The 13,650-nt window shown below is 60.1% G+C and carries 9 protein-coding genes; 3 read left to right on the top strand and 6 right to left on the bottom strand.

The features are described from left to right. Positions 1-12: 12 nt before the first annotated feature. Positions 13-2,550 (bottom strand): DNA gyrase subunit A, encoded by a 2,538-nt coding sequence (locus tag IRZ31_RS15085; RefSeq protein ID WP_297155071.1) that lies wholly within the window; start codon positions 2,548-2,550, stop codon positions 13-15. 57 nt (positions 2,551-2,607) lie between these two features. Then, positions 2,608-4,662, bottom strand: coding sequence for a toprim domain-containing protein (locus tag IRZ31_RS15080; RefSeq protein WP_297155068.1), 2,055 nt, complete (start codon positions 4,660-4,662; stop codon positions 2,608-2,610). A gap of 479 nt (positions 4,663-5,141) precedes the next feature. Here IRZ31_RS15080 and IRZ31_RS15075 point away from each other — a divergent pair, with 479 nt between their 5' ends. The 3 genes from IRZ31_RS15075 (at position 5,142) to IRZ31_RS15065 (ending at position 8,805) form a co-directional block, all read left to right on the top strand. Beyond that, entirely contained in the window at positions 5,142-6,512 is a 1,371-nt protein-coding gene (locus IRZ31_RS15075) for a helix-turn-helix transcriptional regulator (RefSeq protein WP_297155066.1), read from the top strand. A 364-nt stretch (positions 6,513-6,876) separates the two neighbouring features. Continuing rightward, positions 6,877-7,611, top strand: a complete 735-nt coding sequence (locus IRZ31_RS15070; protein WP_297155064.1) for a zinc ribbon domain-containing protein — start codon at positions 6,877-6,879, stop codon at positions 7,609-7,611. A 150-nt stretch (positions 7,612-7,761) separates the two neighbouring features. Then, on the top strand, positions 7,762-8,805 hold the full coding sequence (locus IRZ31_RS15065; RefSeq protein ID WP_297155062.1) for a YihY/virulence factor BrkB family protein: 1,044 nt from the start codon (positions 7,762-7,764) through the stop codon (positions 8,803-8,805). Here the strand turns inward: IRZ31_RS15065 and IRZ31_RS15060 are convergent. The 4 genes from IRZ31_RS15060 to IRZ31_RS15045 form a co-directional block, all read right to left on the bottom strand. Next, entirely contained in the window at positions 8,771-9,085 is a 315-nt protein-coding gene (locus IRZ31_RS15060; RefSeq protein ID WP_297155060.1) for a DUF3307 domain-containing protein, read from the bottom strand. The two genes, IRZ31_RS15065 and IRZ31_RS15060, sit on opposite strands and share 35 nt — an antisense overlap. Before the next feature lie 114 nt (positions 9,086-9,199). Next, positions 9,200-10,807 carry an O-antigen ligase family protein gene (locus IRZ31_RS15055; protein ID WP_297155058.1) on the bottom strand — a complete coding sequence of 536 codons (1,608 nt, stop codon included), beginning with the start codon at positions 10,805-10,807 and terminating at the stop codon, positions 9,200-9,202. Between the two features lie 626 nt (positions 10,808-11,433). Continuing rightward, complete coding sequence (locus IRZ31_RS15050; RefSeq protein ID WP_297155056.1) at positions 11,434-12,306, bottom strand: FTR1 family protein; 873 nt, start codon at positions 12,304-12,306, stop codon at positions 11,434-11,436. Positions 12,307-12,599: 293 nt separating this feature from the next. Further along, the gene (locus IRZ31_RS15045) at positions 12,600-13,304 is read right to left on the bottom strand and encodes a metal-dependent transcriptional regulator (RefSeq protein ID WP_297155054.1); all 705 of its coding nucleotides are present in this window, start codon (positions 13,302-13,304) and stop codon (positions 12,600-12,602) included. Between the last annotated feature and the right edge of the window lie 346 nt (positions 13,305-13,650).

Below are 13,650 nucleotides of genomic sequence, written 5' to 3'. Positions count from 1 at the left end.
AGCCTGGCAGCTTCAGCTATCGAGGGCGCGCGGCAACAAGACTGCTGCCAGCAGGCGGCCCTCAACCAGGCGCTGTGCAGGTCCAGCGCGGCCCAGCAAGGGGATCTCCTGAGCGTGCAACACCAGTGTCTGCTCGCCTTTGCTCGCGCCCTCTGGGCGCCAGATGAAGAGCAGCTGATCCGTGGGCTGGACCAGGAGCGTCGTCAGCAGATGATCACCCGGAACAAGCGCCAGGCTGCTCACGCCTGCCGTTGCCCGTCCGCGCAAGGGCAGATCGTCCACAGCCACTCGCTTAGCATAGCCCTGTTCGCTCAGGACGAGCAAGGCCGTGGTCGGGGCGGCCACTCTGTCAGCTTGCTCACTCTGCTGGGTGCTCTCCGCTGGCAGCCCTTGTAGCTGCTCCAGATAGCAGGCGCTCACCAGGCGTGAGCCGGTAGCCAGGGTCATGGCCATCACGCCCTGACCAGCGCGGCCCTGGGCGCGCAGACTCTCATCGGCAAAGCGCAGGGTCTGGCCACTCTCGCTACTCACCAGATACTCGCCACCCGCCCTGATCACCAGGGCCGCTGCCACCGCGTCACCTTCCGCCAGCTTCATATCTTGCAAGCCTTCCTCATCTACCGTGCGATACTCGCTCAGCGGCGACTTTTTCACCTTCCCCTGGCGGCTGAAGGTCACCAGATAGCGATCCTCCTCATGCGCCGCCAGCGTGAAGAGCGCCACCGGCTCCTCATCGGGATTGAGCGCCAGCAAGCGGGCCAGTGGCTCACCACGGGCCGAGCGTGTCGCCTGCGGCAGGCGAAAAGCCGGCAGTTGGAAGACGCGCCCGCTGGAGGAGACGCAGAGCACCGCATCCTGGGAGTAGCCTGCCAGGATCTGGCGCAGCTGCTCGTCGCCACGCACCGGCCCATAGCGCTCCGTCGGGCGCGATCCATAGGCGCCGGGCGGCAGGGCCTTAACCGTGGCCGCCCGCGTCAGCACCAGCGTCAGAGGCGTTCGCTCATACAGTGGCAACACCTCGCGCACCGGCTCATCTACGCGCGCCTGGGCATCAATGATGGTGCGGCGCGCATCGCCGAAGCGGCGTATCAACTGCTGCATCTCTTTCTTGAGCAGCGCCACCAGCGCCCGCCGATCGCTCAAGAGATGCTCCAGCTCGGCCACCCGCGTCAGCAGCTCTTCGCGTTCACGGGCATACTTCTGGGCGTCCAGGCGCGTCACCTGGGCGAGGGTCATCCCAGCGATAACTTCCGACTGAGCCGCCGTCAGTTTATAGCGCTCCTCGATCGCCCGGCGCGCCGCCGCGCGATCCTCAGCCTGTTGAAAGAGGCGCACGATCTCCTGAGCGTTGGCCGCTCCTATCATCAGGCCATCTAAGACGTGCAAGCGCTCACGGGCCTTGCGTAACTGAAACTGGGCACGGCGCGTCAGCACATCCACTTGATGGGCATTCCAATAGTTGAGCAACTCCAGCATGCCCACCTGGCGCGGCTGGCGAGCCGGCTGCATCGGCTCCCCAAAAAGAAAGACCATTTGGAAGGAGAGCGAAACTTGCAGATCGGTCTCCTGATAGAGTTGCGTCAGCACGCGCGCCGGATCGGCATCTTTCCGCAGGTCGAGGACAATGCGCGTGCCCTTCTCAGCATCACTCTCATCGCGCACATCTGGCAGCAGCCCCTCAACGCGGCCCGCATTGAGGGCCTCCGCGATGGAGACCTTCACCCGATCGCGCCCCACGGGCGGGATCTGCACGATGACCAGTGAGCGACTGCGCGGCGTCTCCTCAAGTCGCACCTCTGCGCGGATCACAATGCGGCCCTTGCCTGTGGTAAAGTAGTCGCGAATGCCATCAAGGCCGATGACACGCCCACCTTGAGGAAAGTCCGGTCCCTGAATGATGGTCATCAGCTGCTCAACGCTCATCTCGGGCTGATCGAGCAGAGCAATACAGGCCCGCAAGACCTCAGCCAGGTTATGGGGCGGAATATTGGTCGCCAGGCCGACGGCGATGCCGCTCGAAGGGTTAATCACGGGCGGGAGGCGCCCCGGTAAGTAATCTGGCTCCAGGACCTTCGGGTCCTGCTTATAGGTTGGGTGCAGCGGCACCGTCTCGCACTCCAGATCGGCCATCAGCGCCTCAGCCAGCGGCGAGAGACGCATCTCTGTATAGCGATAGGCGGCGGGCGCATCGCCATCCTCACTGCCCATATTGCCCTGGCCCTCGATCAAGGGGTAGCGCATGGTAAAAGACTGGGCCAGGCGCACAGCGGCCTCATAGACCGAGGCATCGCCGTGAGGATGGTAGTTGCCCAGAATCAGCCCCACTACCTCGGCACTCTTCACGGTGGGACGATCGGAGCGATAGCCGGCCTCGCGCATCCCTGTCAGAATGCGGCGCTGCACCGGCTTGAGGCCATCGCGGGCATCTGGCAGGGCACGATCGGTCACCACCGATAGCCCATAGGTGGCGAAGGCGCGCGCCAGCAGCACCGCGAAGTCTTCTTCCCGGATCGTTCCCTGCTCAACCGAACGATCAGACATACGTGCCATACGTCTACCTATCCTTTGCTCTGTCTCCGTCATCGGTCGGTCCCTGCTCTCTTGCCACTAGACATCAATCTCCCTGATCTTGCGCGCGTGCTCAGCCAGAAAGCTGCGGCGGGCCTCTGCATTGCGATCCTCCATCAGCTCGGCCACCAGCTTCGAGGCCAGGACCGCATCCTCCAGCGTCACCCGCTTGAGAGTGCGCTGGGCCGGGTCAAAGGTCGTATCGCGCAATTCCTGGGGATTCATCTCTCCCAGTCCCTTATAGCGCTTGAACTCCAGGCCCTGAGCATCGGGATGGGTGGCCAGAAACTGCTGCCGCGCCTCGTCATCCAGCAGCCAGATAACGCGCCCCTTATAGCGCACCGAGTAGAGCGGCGGGCAGGCGATGTAGACATGGCCACGCTCGATCAGCTCGCTAAACTCCTGATGGAAGAGGGTCAGCAAGAGACATTGAATATGGAGACCATCGACATCGGCGTCGGTGGCGATGATGATGCGCTGGAAGCGTAGCCTGCTGATATCGAAGGCGTCGCGGGTGCCCGTGCCAAGGACATTAATAATTGTGCGGATCTCCTCGTTGCGCAGGATGCGCTCCAGATCGGCTTTGGCCACATTCAAGGGCTTCCCTTTCAGCTTGAGCACCGCCTGGTACTCCGAAAAGCGTCCCTGGCCGGCACTGCCGCCGGCGGAGTCTCCTTCGACAATGAAGAGTTCAGCCCGCGCCGGATCGTTCGTATTGCACTTCAGAAACTTGCGCGAGAGCGAGGTGTCGATGAGTTCACCATTCTTCTTCTCGCCACTGCGTGCCAGCTCCTCGACCAGCTGCGCCTCGTTACGGGCTTTCTGCATTTGCTGGATCTTTTTAATCCATTCTTTACCGGCAGCAGGATTTCGTTCAAACCACTCTTTGAGTCCCTCATCGACGATTGAGCGCACGATACCCTCAACCGGGGCATTGTTGAGGCGATCCTTGGTCTGGCCCTGAAACTGTGGGTTGCTCAGCTTGACCGAGATGGCGGCGTTAAGGCCCTGCTGAATGACCTCGGGGCGGAAGCCCTCCTTGTCACGGCTCTTGATGATTCCCCACTTGAGGGCATAGTCATGCACAACGCGCGTCAGGGCTGCTTTGAAGCCAGTCTCATGGACGCCGCCGTCACGCGTGCGCACAGCGTTGGCATAGCTGAACAGGGTCGTTTTGAAGCCGGTGGTAGGCTGCAGAGCAACCTCCACCTGGACGCCATCGCGCTCGCCGGCAATGGCGATCACCTGCTTGAAGAGCGGCTGGCCACCCGCAGCGCCACCGGCAGCCAGGTCACGCACATAATCGGGCAGGCCCTCGCGCGAATAAAAGAGATGCTGCACTTGTTGCCCGCTGGCCTCGTCCCAAAGATCGAGATGGAAAGCCACCCCCCGATTGAGATAGGCGGCGGCCTTGAGCCGGCTCTGCACCGCTTCGGGAGCGTAGTAGGCATCAGCATCGAAGATGCTCCGGTCGTAGAGCCAACAGAGCTGCGTCCCATGCAAGCGCGGATCACAAGGGGTGATCTCATGCGGTAGAGCGAGGCCGCGCTGGAAGCGCTGGCGGAACTGTTGTCCGTTGCGCCAGATGGTCAATTCCAGCTCTTCGGAGAGGGCATTAATCACCGTCGCGCCAACCCCATGCAGGCCGCCGGCGGTCTTGTAGGCTCCTTCGGAGAATTTACCGCCCGAGTGCGGCACGGTCATGATGACGGTCGCTGCCGGCAGCGTCCGCCCCTGATAGGTCATAGGATCAAAAGGCATGCCGCGCCCCTCATCGCGTACCGTCACCCGGCCATCGCGCTCGATGCGTACCCAGATGTGGCGACCATAGCCAGCCACGGCCTCATCTACAGCGTTATCAAGGGCCTCCCAGAGCAGATGCAACAGTCCAGAGGTCGAGGTCGAGCCAATGTACATGCCAGGCCGATGGCGAATAGCCGTTAGCCCCTCCAGCACCTGGATATTAGCAGCCGAGTAGCCAGTCGGATCAGAGCCGGTTGAGCCTTCTCTGCTCCTTCCCCTGCCCCGCCCACGGCGCTCCCCATCTTGAAACTCTTCCTCCTGCTCTTCGACCTGCTCCGCCCGCGCGCGCAACGTCGGTTGCTGTTCCTCTTTGGCCTCTGTGTGAACTGTACCTACTGAAAAAAGTGAAAGTTGTCCGTCTATTCCTACAGGTTCCCCTGTAGGAACAGTGCTAGCCCGGGGGGAACGAGTCATCTGAGAAAGTTCCTCTCTTGCCTTTGCTGTTCTTGCCGAGACAGGATACAGCCTTGTTTGGGGAAAGTCAAGGGGGTTTTGGACCAAAAGTTCTAATCCCCGTTCCGGCTCGCAGCCCTCTTCCCAGCACCAGGCCAGAAGAGGGGAAGTGCGAGCTGTATCAGGCAGCAGCGGGGAAAGCAACCAACACGGTTAGCAGATTGATTGAAATTTTGACCATCATTGATTATAATCGTTTTACATTTAAAAGGGTGTCGCATTATGCCTGGTGACCCCGCGCCAAGCGAGCCGCTCCGGACTGAGGGCGGCAGCGCCGAGCATAGTGAGACTGATTACGGGAAGGACGGAAGGAACGTATGGCACGTCCAGCCAAGCGAGTATCTCCTGACACGCTAGGAGGGCGTATCCGCGCAGCACGGCAGAGTCTACGCCTCTCGCTGGCGGATGTCGCTGACGGTCGCTACAGCACCAGCCTGATCTCGCAAATCGAGCGCAACCGTGTCGAGCCTTCGCCGGAAAGCCTGCGCTTCCTGGCCGAGCGGCTGAACCTGCCTCTGGACGATCTGATGGTCCTGGTCCAGCAGCAGCGCGAGTCGGAGGCCGAGGCCAATCGCTACAAGGAAAATGAAGAAAAACTAAACCATGCGCTCCGCCTGCTAGAGAGCAAACATGTTAAGGCAGCGCTGGATATGGTCAAGACCATCAATATTGAGCACGCTCCCCCCTCGCTGCGCTGGAGGCTCTACGCTCTTAAGGGGCAGTGCTTCTTTAGCATGCGAGAGTTCGTAGAGGCTCAGCGGCAGTTCTTCCAGGCTGCGGCTTTGCGCCCCGAGCGGTTGCCAACCGAGCAGGTATACGAGGCGACCTTGCTGCATCTGCATCTGGCCGCAACTTGCCGCGAGCTAGGCTATCTCGATCTGGCCAACGATCACTATGAGACGGTGCTGAAGTTGATGCAACCAGAAACCCCCATTCACTATGTGGCTGAAGCCCACTGGGGGCTCGCTCTGGTTTCGTTCGAGCGCGCCGATACCCACCGCGATGATGAGCAGTGGCCCGCTGAGTCCGAGCGACTGAAGTATCGCGCCCTCGATCATGCCGAGAACGCTCGTACGCTTTATCGCTCGATCGGAGATGAGATCAACGAGAGCTTGCTGAGCTGCGAAATCGCTCTGATCTACCAGGGCCTGGGCCGTTTAGATGAGGCCCGCGCCTGTCTGCGTGAGGTACTGGAGAAGTGGCAGCCGCGCGTGGCCGCGGCGGTGCCAGTTGGGAAAAATACTCTGGAGGAGCGCCGTCAGAAGCGCGAGGCCAATGTGGTGGCGGCGGCAGCAGCTTATCTCGCCAGCCTTGAGCTGCAGTGTCAGCATTATGAGCTGGCCCTGGAGTACGTTCGCCAGGCTCACGAGGCGGCACGCAAAAGCTATACGCTGCGCCGCGCGGAGGCCTATCTGATCGAGGGCCAGATCCTTGAGGCCCTGGAGCAAGAGCGGGAGAGACCGATCAGCGGCGAGTCCGGGGCCGAGCGAGCTTTCCGCGCTGCTATCGAGGAGCTGAAGCCTACCGATCGTATGGCGGCCCTGATCCACGCTCATGATTTGCTGGGACGCCATTTGTTGAAGCGCGGCAGGATCAAGGAGGGTGAGTACGAGCTTGATGTGGCGCGGGCGCTGGCTCAGACACGCCGTCAATGGCAGGAACCGCTGGCTATTACCGATGAGCTGTGAGCGTTGCGGCCCGGTAAGATGAGACTCGTCGGCGTCACTCCAGACGGGGCGATAGCAGGCCGGGTAGCGCTCTCTCGATCCGCCTTACGCCTCCCTGGCTGGCTCGTCCGGCAATGACTGGCGCCCGACGCAACTTCCTTCCATTGCCAGGCGTAGATTCTTTAGCAAGGCTCACCACGGGACGGGGCCATTGAGGAGAGCGACAGGGCCTCTTCCTTCACCAGCGCTATCGGATGGCCCTGGCTGGCAGCCCGGACCGCGTTTCGTTACGAGCATCGTTCGAGAGGAGGCCGGAGCAGACGGAGGGTAAGCAGCAGGCAATCTGCACTCCTGACTCTGGCGTGCATATCGAGGGGAGGTTCACATGCAGAAGCCAGTGACTGGACAGTATGAATGCCAGCATCGTGCGCTGCCGGTGCCGGGGCTGGATGCCTGGACTGCACGGGTCGACCGTCTGACTCTGCTGCCCAATGGACGCTTTGTTCTGTTCACTCAGGAGCGCTCGCGCCTGGCCCAGGCCGCCCAGAGCCTGCTGACCAGCTCAGGTACCGGCGCAGGGCCTGCTGTGAGCCAGTCACCCGCAGCGACGCGGTACGAGGGTCAGTATGTCTGCCAGGAGCGTCGGCTGCTGCTGCTCTTTGACGATGGGAACCGCCTGGAGGGCCAGTTTGCCTGGAATGGTGAGGGGGTACAGCTCGGACAGGACTTCTTCCAGAAGGTTTCTGACAACACGCTTTTCCCTCCTCCTCAGCGCCTCAAGCAGGAGATGGAGGAGCTGGCTAAGGGGCTAAAGGTAGCCGCCACACTCGGGAATCTGGCGGTGAAGGCCGCCCGAGCTTTACAAAGCACGCAAACAAACAGCGCTGGTCAGCGCCCTTTATCGCCGTCACCCTCTCCGACGGCAATGGGGCCGTCCGCTGCGCCCCCCGCCACTCCAACTCCAGCGCCTCCGCCTAGCCCAGGCTCGTTTCCCTCCTCCGCCACTGATTACCAGAGCCAGGCTGCAGCCGACAGCGAGACCTTTTTTTGCGATCAGTGCGGGGCTCGCGTGCGCCCGGGCAAGCGCTACTGTGGACAGTGCGGCGCGCTCCTGCCCTGACGCACGGTTTAGTCCGCCTGCCTGCGATACTGGACTCACAATCTGGGCCGCGCCGCTCCTGAGCTGGCCCGCGCTGTGCTTTCCTCCTGAAACAGAGAGAGCCTTTCTCGCGTGAATAGACTGGGAGCTTTTTGCTGGAGTTTTTTGTAGATGCCTATGACGACGGAAGAAATCTCTGAAGGGAAGCAGCAGCGTACCAACACAGGCGCCTCCAGCCGGGCCAGATTGGAGAAGGTTGTGCAGCGCGCTCAGGCTTTTTTCGTCAAGTTCAATAACGACTGGGTCATGAATCTGGCGGCAGCCCTGGCCTTTAACTTGCTGACCGCGATGGCACCGCTGGCTGTGGCGCTGTTGGCTATTCCCGGCCTGTTGCTGGGAAAGGCCGAGGTCCGCATGTACCTCAGCCAGGTCATTCTCTCGATTTTCCCACGGATGACGGCCTCGCCTGAGCTGATCGATGCCCTGCTACGCCAGCTCAATCGTGTCTCCGGTCCCCTGGGCATTGTCTCCGTCCTGATTGCCCTCTTCACAGGCTCACGTCTCTTCGTCTTGCTGGAGGGCTGTTTCGGCATTATCTACCGACGGCGTCCGCGTCCCTTACTGCAGCAGAACCTGATGGCTCTGGGCATGCTCCTGCTCTTCGCCGTGCTGACTCCGCTGATGGTCCTGGCGGCCAGCCTGCCAGCCCTGGTCATCTCCTTGCTGAAGCAGACTCCGCTTGGCCAGATACCTGGCAGCGGCTTCGCCTTCAGCCTGGGCGGCTTGCTTGGGGGCCTGGCTATCTCCTGGGTATTCTTTTTGACGATCTACACCTTTGTACCTAATCGACGCATTCGCTGGCGCTCAACCTGGCGCGGCGCCTTGCTCGCTGCCGTGTTGACCCAGATCTACCTGTCCCTTTTCTCCCTCTACGCTGCTCACTTTCTGAACGGCTTGGGTGGCCAGATTGGCTTCGCGATCATCCTGGTGACCTTCTTCTACTACTTCGCAGTGATTCTCTTGTTGGGCGCGGAGGTCAACGCTTTCTTCGGTGAGAAGATTCGCACAGCCCCCGCCGACCTGGTGACGCTGGTAGCCACAAGCTCCAGCAATGAGGCCGCCACTTCCGCCGAGCCGGCTACGGCCCCTGCTCCGCCCAGGGGGCTGATCTCATCAAAGGCTAGAGACTCAAAAGAACAATCAGGGCAATTGTGACCAGATGCAGGAGCTGGTCGACCCAGATGGAGGTAATCACCTGGTAGCGCGCCTTGAGAGCATCAATGATCAGGTGGGTCGTGAAGAGGACAACGATTGCCAGCATTGAGGGGTGGGCAAAGAGGATGAAGACCGCCGTGTAGGTGGCGCAGTGATAGAAGGTAACTTCCCAGCTCTTGCCTTTCTCCAGTGCCATCCAGGTGCTCTGGAAAGCGAAGTCGCCGACAAAATGGCAGGCCAGCCAGATGAGGAGCGTCGATAACAGGCTATTGACAACCATCGGCCATCCCCTCCGAACTCAGCTAGAGCAACAGTGCTCGCTTTTTCGACCTAGCCTAGCGTCAGAGGGGATGACCATACTATGACCTGGCTCGCAGTCTGAGAGTGAACTGGCTTACATTGTTCGCACCGAGGCGCTTTGGCTCCGCCAGGGCGTTTTTGACAGCACGCGTATCAGAAGGAGGGCCAGTATCAATATCCAGAAGCAGAAGGCCAGGTCCTGCTCCAGCACTGAGCTATCGACCATTCCCTGAATGAGGGCGGCAACCATCGCCCCGCCAATGCTCAGTGTGCCCCAGACTAACCAGGGATCGGCCTCGGCCTGACGATAGAGGTGCGCGAGAATCCGGAAGAGCAGCCGGAAGAAGAGAATCAGCACCGCCAGGAAGGCCAGCAGGCCCACAATGCCAATGCTGACCCAGATCTGCAGGAAAATGTTATGCGGATGGGAGAGATCCGGCTCGGAGCGCAAGCCGGTGGGCCGATGCGTCTGTGGGTCGGTGGTGATCCAGTAATGGTAGAGATTCGTGGTATGGCAGACATCGTTCAGGCTGTAATGACAGAGCCAGTTGTCGAGGCCGTAGCCCACTATAGGACTGTCCTTGATCATGTGGAGAGCGCTCTCCCACAGATAGATGCGTTTGGTCAGGGTGCCGACGCCCTGAGCATTGGCATGCCGCTCCAGCAGATAGCTGCTGATATTGCTATGGAAGCAGAGGAGTCCAAGCCCAATGAGGAGCACCAGGCCCAGCCCACAGATCAGCAAGAGCTGGCGATCAGCAATTGCACAGGCGATGAGGAAGATCACCGCTCCCACGCAGGCGGCCCAGGCACCACCAGAGCGCGTGAGATAGAGGACAAAGATCAGCGGCAGGCAGAGGGCAAGAGCCAGCAGGCGACAACGCCAGGAGGCCAGGAAGCCAGCATTGGCTACGCGCGGCATGAGTATCAGCGCTAACCCCACCGGCAGGGTGTAGTCAAAAAGCAGCCCTACGCTGTTGGCGCTGCCATAGACGGCATTGATGCGCGGTAGATCGCTGAGGCTGGCGCCGTGGGCCAACATATCAAAGTATTGCCCTATTCCGAGGAGGGCAATCAGGAAGCCAGTGGCAAAGAGCGCCAGCAACAGCCTCACCAGGTCCTGGCGCGTGCGCAGGCAGGCAAGAGCCAGCAGGAGATAGACTAGAGGATCAAGGACTTCTTCGCGGAAAGCCCGGAGGGCTACTGTACGGCTATAGGCGATGACGATGGAAAAGGCCGAGGCCCCCAGGAAGAGCAGGATCGGCCACAGCAAGGGACCCAGACGCGCCCGCAGCTCGGACCAGCTCAGCCAGTAGGGCCAGCGTTGCCGCCGCACCAGCGCCTGTATCAAGACTACAGCTACACAACTCCAGAGGCTAATCTCTGCCGCACTAAAGCTATAATGGCTTACCACTGTCTTTTGTAGCAAATAGAAGGGCAGGCTCAGCGGCAGGAACGCAACAGCTATGGCTGGACGATACCAGCAGAGGATCATAAAGACCAATAGGAAAGGCAACGTTGAGAGCGGGGGGAGGCGGAAGAATGGCCCTGATCCCAGATGGGTATTGCCCGCACAATAGTAGAGGGCCATTGAGAGCACCAGGCCAGCCTCTAGAAGACGATCAAGCCAGAAAGGCGATGGAGTGTGGCGACCGGGAGCGCTGGCAGTGGAAGAGCTGGCACCAGGCCCCCCTGGTTCCATAAGCCTTTCTCGCTGGGCTCCGATCTCCGGCCCGCTGGAAGGAAGTACTTTTTCGTTCATTTTCAGACAAAACCTTCTCTATATTTCAGGCTTTGCTCGCTCCCCATAGCTATACATCGATAAAACGGGCACATTCGTCGCACTTTCACCAACTGCACTGGTCGGGAGCACAAGAGGTAAGGTAGCAAAGAGGTACCCTCACTGCTCGTCTGTTCGCTTCTGGCTGACAGGACAGGAACAGGGCAGCGGGTCCAACGTTTCCCATTGTAGCATATGCCTGCTGAAAAGCAGCCGCCTAGGCTAAGAATAGCCGACTCGGGTCAGCACGGTCTCAGTCAGTCAGTGAAAGGCGGAGGAGAGGAGGCGCGCAAAGAGGATGGCCACAGCTGCAGCGAGAAGCCAGCCAGCCAGAGAGATCGACGAGAAAGACCCGGGCCTCCGTCCTCCCTCTCGCCTACCAATATCGGTGAGTGGGGTGACAGTCAGGGTCAAGGGCGGAGGCGCCCAATTCCAACAAACGTTAAGAGGACGACAGCCGTCTCCTGCACCATCACGAAGAGTCTCTCTCTGGGCCAGAGAGAGAAGCCCAGCGCCTTCGCGCTCCAGGTGGGCTGCTCCGTTATTGCTCAATGCGAGACGCCCTTAGTAGCAGCTTCGGCGGGCAGGGTCTGCGAGGACTGAGCCGGGGACTGCGGTACAGGTTTGCGTGTCAAGCGCCAGAAAAGCGTCCCAAAGATGAGCAAGAAGGCCACATAGACGCAGGTCTGCAATAGCGTTGGCGCATCACTGTAGCCAAGCAAGCCATGCAGCAAACTGCCCACCGTACTCTCTTCGCTCAGCCAGCCGCTGCTATCCCAGAGCACCCTCGTCCCAAACGGTAACCAATGCAGCTCCTCTTGCATGGTCTGGACGGCATTGCCCAGCAGACCAGCGGCGAAAAAGAGCAAGAGCAAGCCCATGACCCGGAAAAAGCGACGATAGTCGAGGCGGTAGCCCAGACGATAGATCAGGAAGCAGAGAGCCACCGCGAGCGCCAGGCCAACCAGCGCCCCCAGCATCAATAGCGGGGCCTCATGCGTCTGAAGAGCGAAGGCCAGGGTAAAGAAAGCCGTCTCCAGCCCCTCACGACCAACCGAGGTGAAGGCCAGCAGCCCTAAAGCCAACCCCGAGCTGGCCATGCTGGCCTTTGTCATCATCTCACGTTTCAAGGTGCGGCTATGATGCTGCATCCAGAAGGTCATCGAGGTTAGCAGCACCACTGCCACCAGATAGGTCACGGTCTCAAAGACCGCCTCAAACCAGGTGCCATCGTAGATACGGACTGTGACATATAAGGCCAGTGCGGCGAGAAAAGAGCACAAGACGGCCAGCGCAACCCCGATCCAGACCGCGCGCGCCTGGCGCATCAGCTGCAACTGGCGCAGAGCCGCCAGGAGGATGCTCACAATCAAGCTGGCCTCAAGTCCCTCGCGTAGATAGAGAATTGCAGTCGCCAGCATCGAACAGTACTTTCTCCCCTTTCCGCTGATAGCACAGCGGGCTAGTCAATGCTCTTCCTTTCCCCTCTGCTACCTTGCTAAATCCGAGTATTCCTCTCAGATATGAGCCTGTTCAGATGATAACACTCGCTGCAAGCGACGGTCAAGGGATGGGCCTGCTCGCTACTCTCGTTCTCTCCTGATCGCGCCACTGTCTAAGGCTGCCAGCTGCTCGCCGCTCCACCCTCCTCCCCAGCCCTGAGCAGGGCTGGGGACCACCTGGCCGGCTCGTCGGCAGGTGGGCGGGGCCACATTTAGCGCGTGACCCAGATCTTGGGTGCAATCGATTTCACAATGGTCACCTCACGCCCATCGACCATGAGCACAACGCTCTCCTCGCTATCGTCGGGATTGAGCTTGCGCCCCTGGGAAACCACGGTCAGACGCGTGCCCGGCGTCAGCCCGCGCTGATGGAGATAGAGGATCAGGGCCGATTCATCCTCGACCACTTCCGAAATGAGGAGAATGGTCGCCGTCTCGCCCGGCGCCAGGGTGGAGAGCCGCACGGCTCCGCAGTCGCTGAGATAGGTCCGCGCGTTGGGCACAAGACCAGGGATGGGATTGCCATGCGGACAGGTGGTTGGTTGCTTGAGGTTGAGAATAACCTGCTCTTCAAATTTGCCCGAGATGACGTGCTCCAGGCGGCAGGCTTCTTCATGGACCTGATGCCATTCCATACCTAGCAGATCGACAAGGAAACGCTCAGCAAGCCGATGACGTCGCAACACGGACTCGGCGATCTGATAACCGGCTTCGGTGAGGCGTACCTGCCGCTTGCTATCCATCTCTACATATCCATCGCGGACGAGCCGCTTAAGTGTCTCAGTGACAGTTGGAGGGGCAACACCAAATTTTTGGGCCAATCGTGCCCCAATGACTGTCTCTCCCTCCATGCTCATGTTATAGATTGTTTCCAGGTATTCCTCGACAGTCTGACTTACTGATTCTGCGGTCTTCATGATCCTTCTGTTCCCTTTGCTGCTGGCCAAAACTCGTGCAAATGGCGATACTACCCCAGAGCAGTATAGCATATCAAGCAGGCGCTGCCAAATCAGCGCCTGCTTTCTTGCCGGGAGACGGCCCGGGCCGTCTCCCTGTCCAGAACCGCCAATCGCTCTACCGAGCGTGCGCTAGTTGTCCTGACCTTTCTACATTTTCTACCGTTCACCCTGTCATTTTACTTTTTACGATATTTTCTACATAATTTCCAGGGAAGATCTCCAGAAATTTTTCTGTCTAGCAGAGCTGTTCTGAATGCTGCATAGATCAGCTCACCACACACGCGATCCTGGCCCAGACGAGGAC

The sequence above is a fragment of the Thermogemmatispora sp. genome (assembly GCF_019683635.1).
Taxonomy (GTDB): Bacteria; Chloroflexota; Ktedonobacteria; order Ktedonobacterales; family Ktedonobacteraceae; genus Thermogemmatispora.
Note: the sequence above shows the minus strand (reverse complement) of the source record. Positions and strands in the feature narration are given on the sequence as shown.

What these genes read in the sequence shown, in the direction of transcription:
- IRZ31_RS15085 (WP_297155071.1), bottom strand. Translation starts at nt 2,550, where the DNA reads ATGGCACGTATGTCTGATCGTTCGGTTGAGCAGGGAACGATCCGGGAA.
- IRZ31_RS15075 (WP_297155066.1), top strand. Translation starts at nt 5,142, where the DNA reads ATGGCACGTCCAGCCAAGCGAGTATCTCCTGACACGCTAGGAGGGCGT.
- IRZ31_RS15070 (WP_297155064.1), top strand. Translation starts at nt 6,877, where the DNA reads ATGCAGAAGCCAGTGACTGGACAGTATGAATGCCAGCATCGTGCGCTG.
- IRZ31_RS15065 (WP_297155062.1), top strand. Translation starts at nt 7,762, where the DNA reads ATGCCTATGACGACGGAAGAAATCTCTGAAGGGAAGCAGCAGCGTACC.
- IRZ31_RS15060 (WP_297155060.1), bottom strand. Translation starts at nt 9,085, where the DNA reads ATGGTTGTCAATAGCCTGTTATCGACGCTCCTCATCTGGCTGGCCTGC.
- IRZ31_RS15055 (WP_297155058.1), bottom strand. Translation starts at nt 10,807, where the DNA reads ATGGAACCAGGGGGGCCTGGTGCCAGCTCTTCCACTGCCAGCGCTCCC.
- IRZ31_RS15050 (WP_297155056.1), bottom strand. Translation starts at nt 12,306, where the DNA reads ATGCTGGCGACTGCAATTCTCTATCTACGCGAGGGACTTGAGGCCAGC.
- IRZ31_RS15045 (WP_297155054.1), bottom strand. Translation starts at nt 13,304, where the DNA reads ATGAAGACCGCAGAATCAGTAAGTCAGACTGTCGAGGAATACCTGGAA.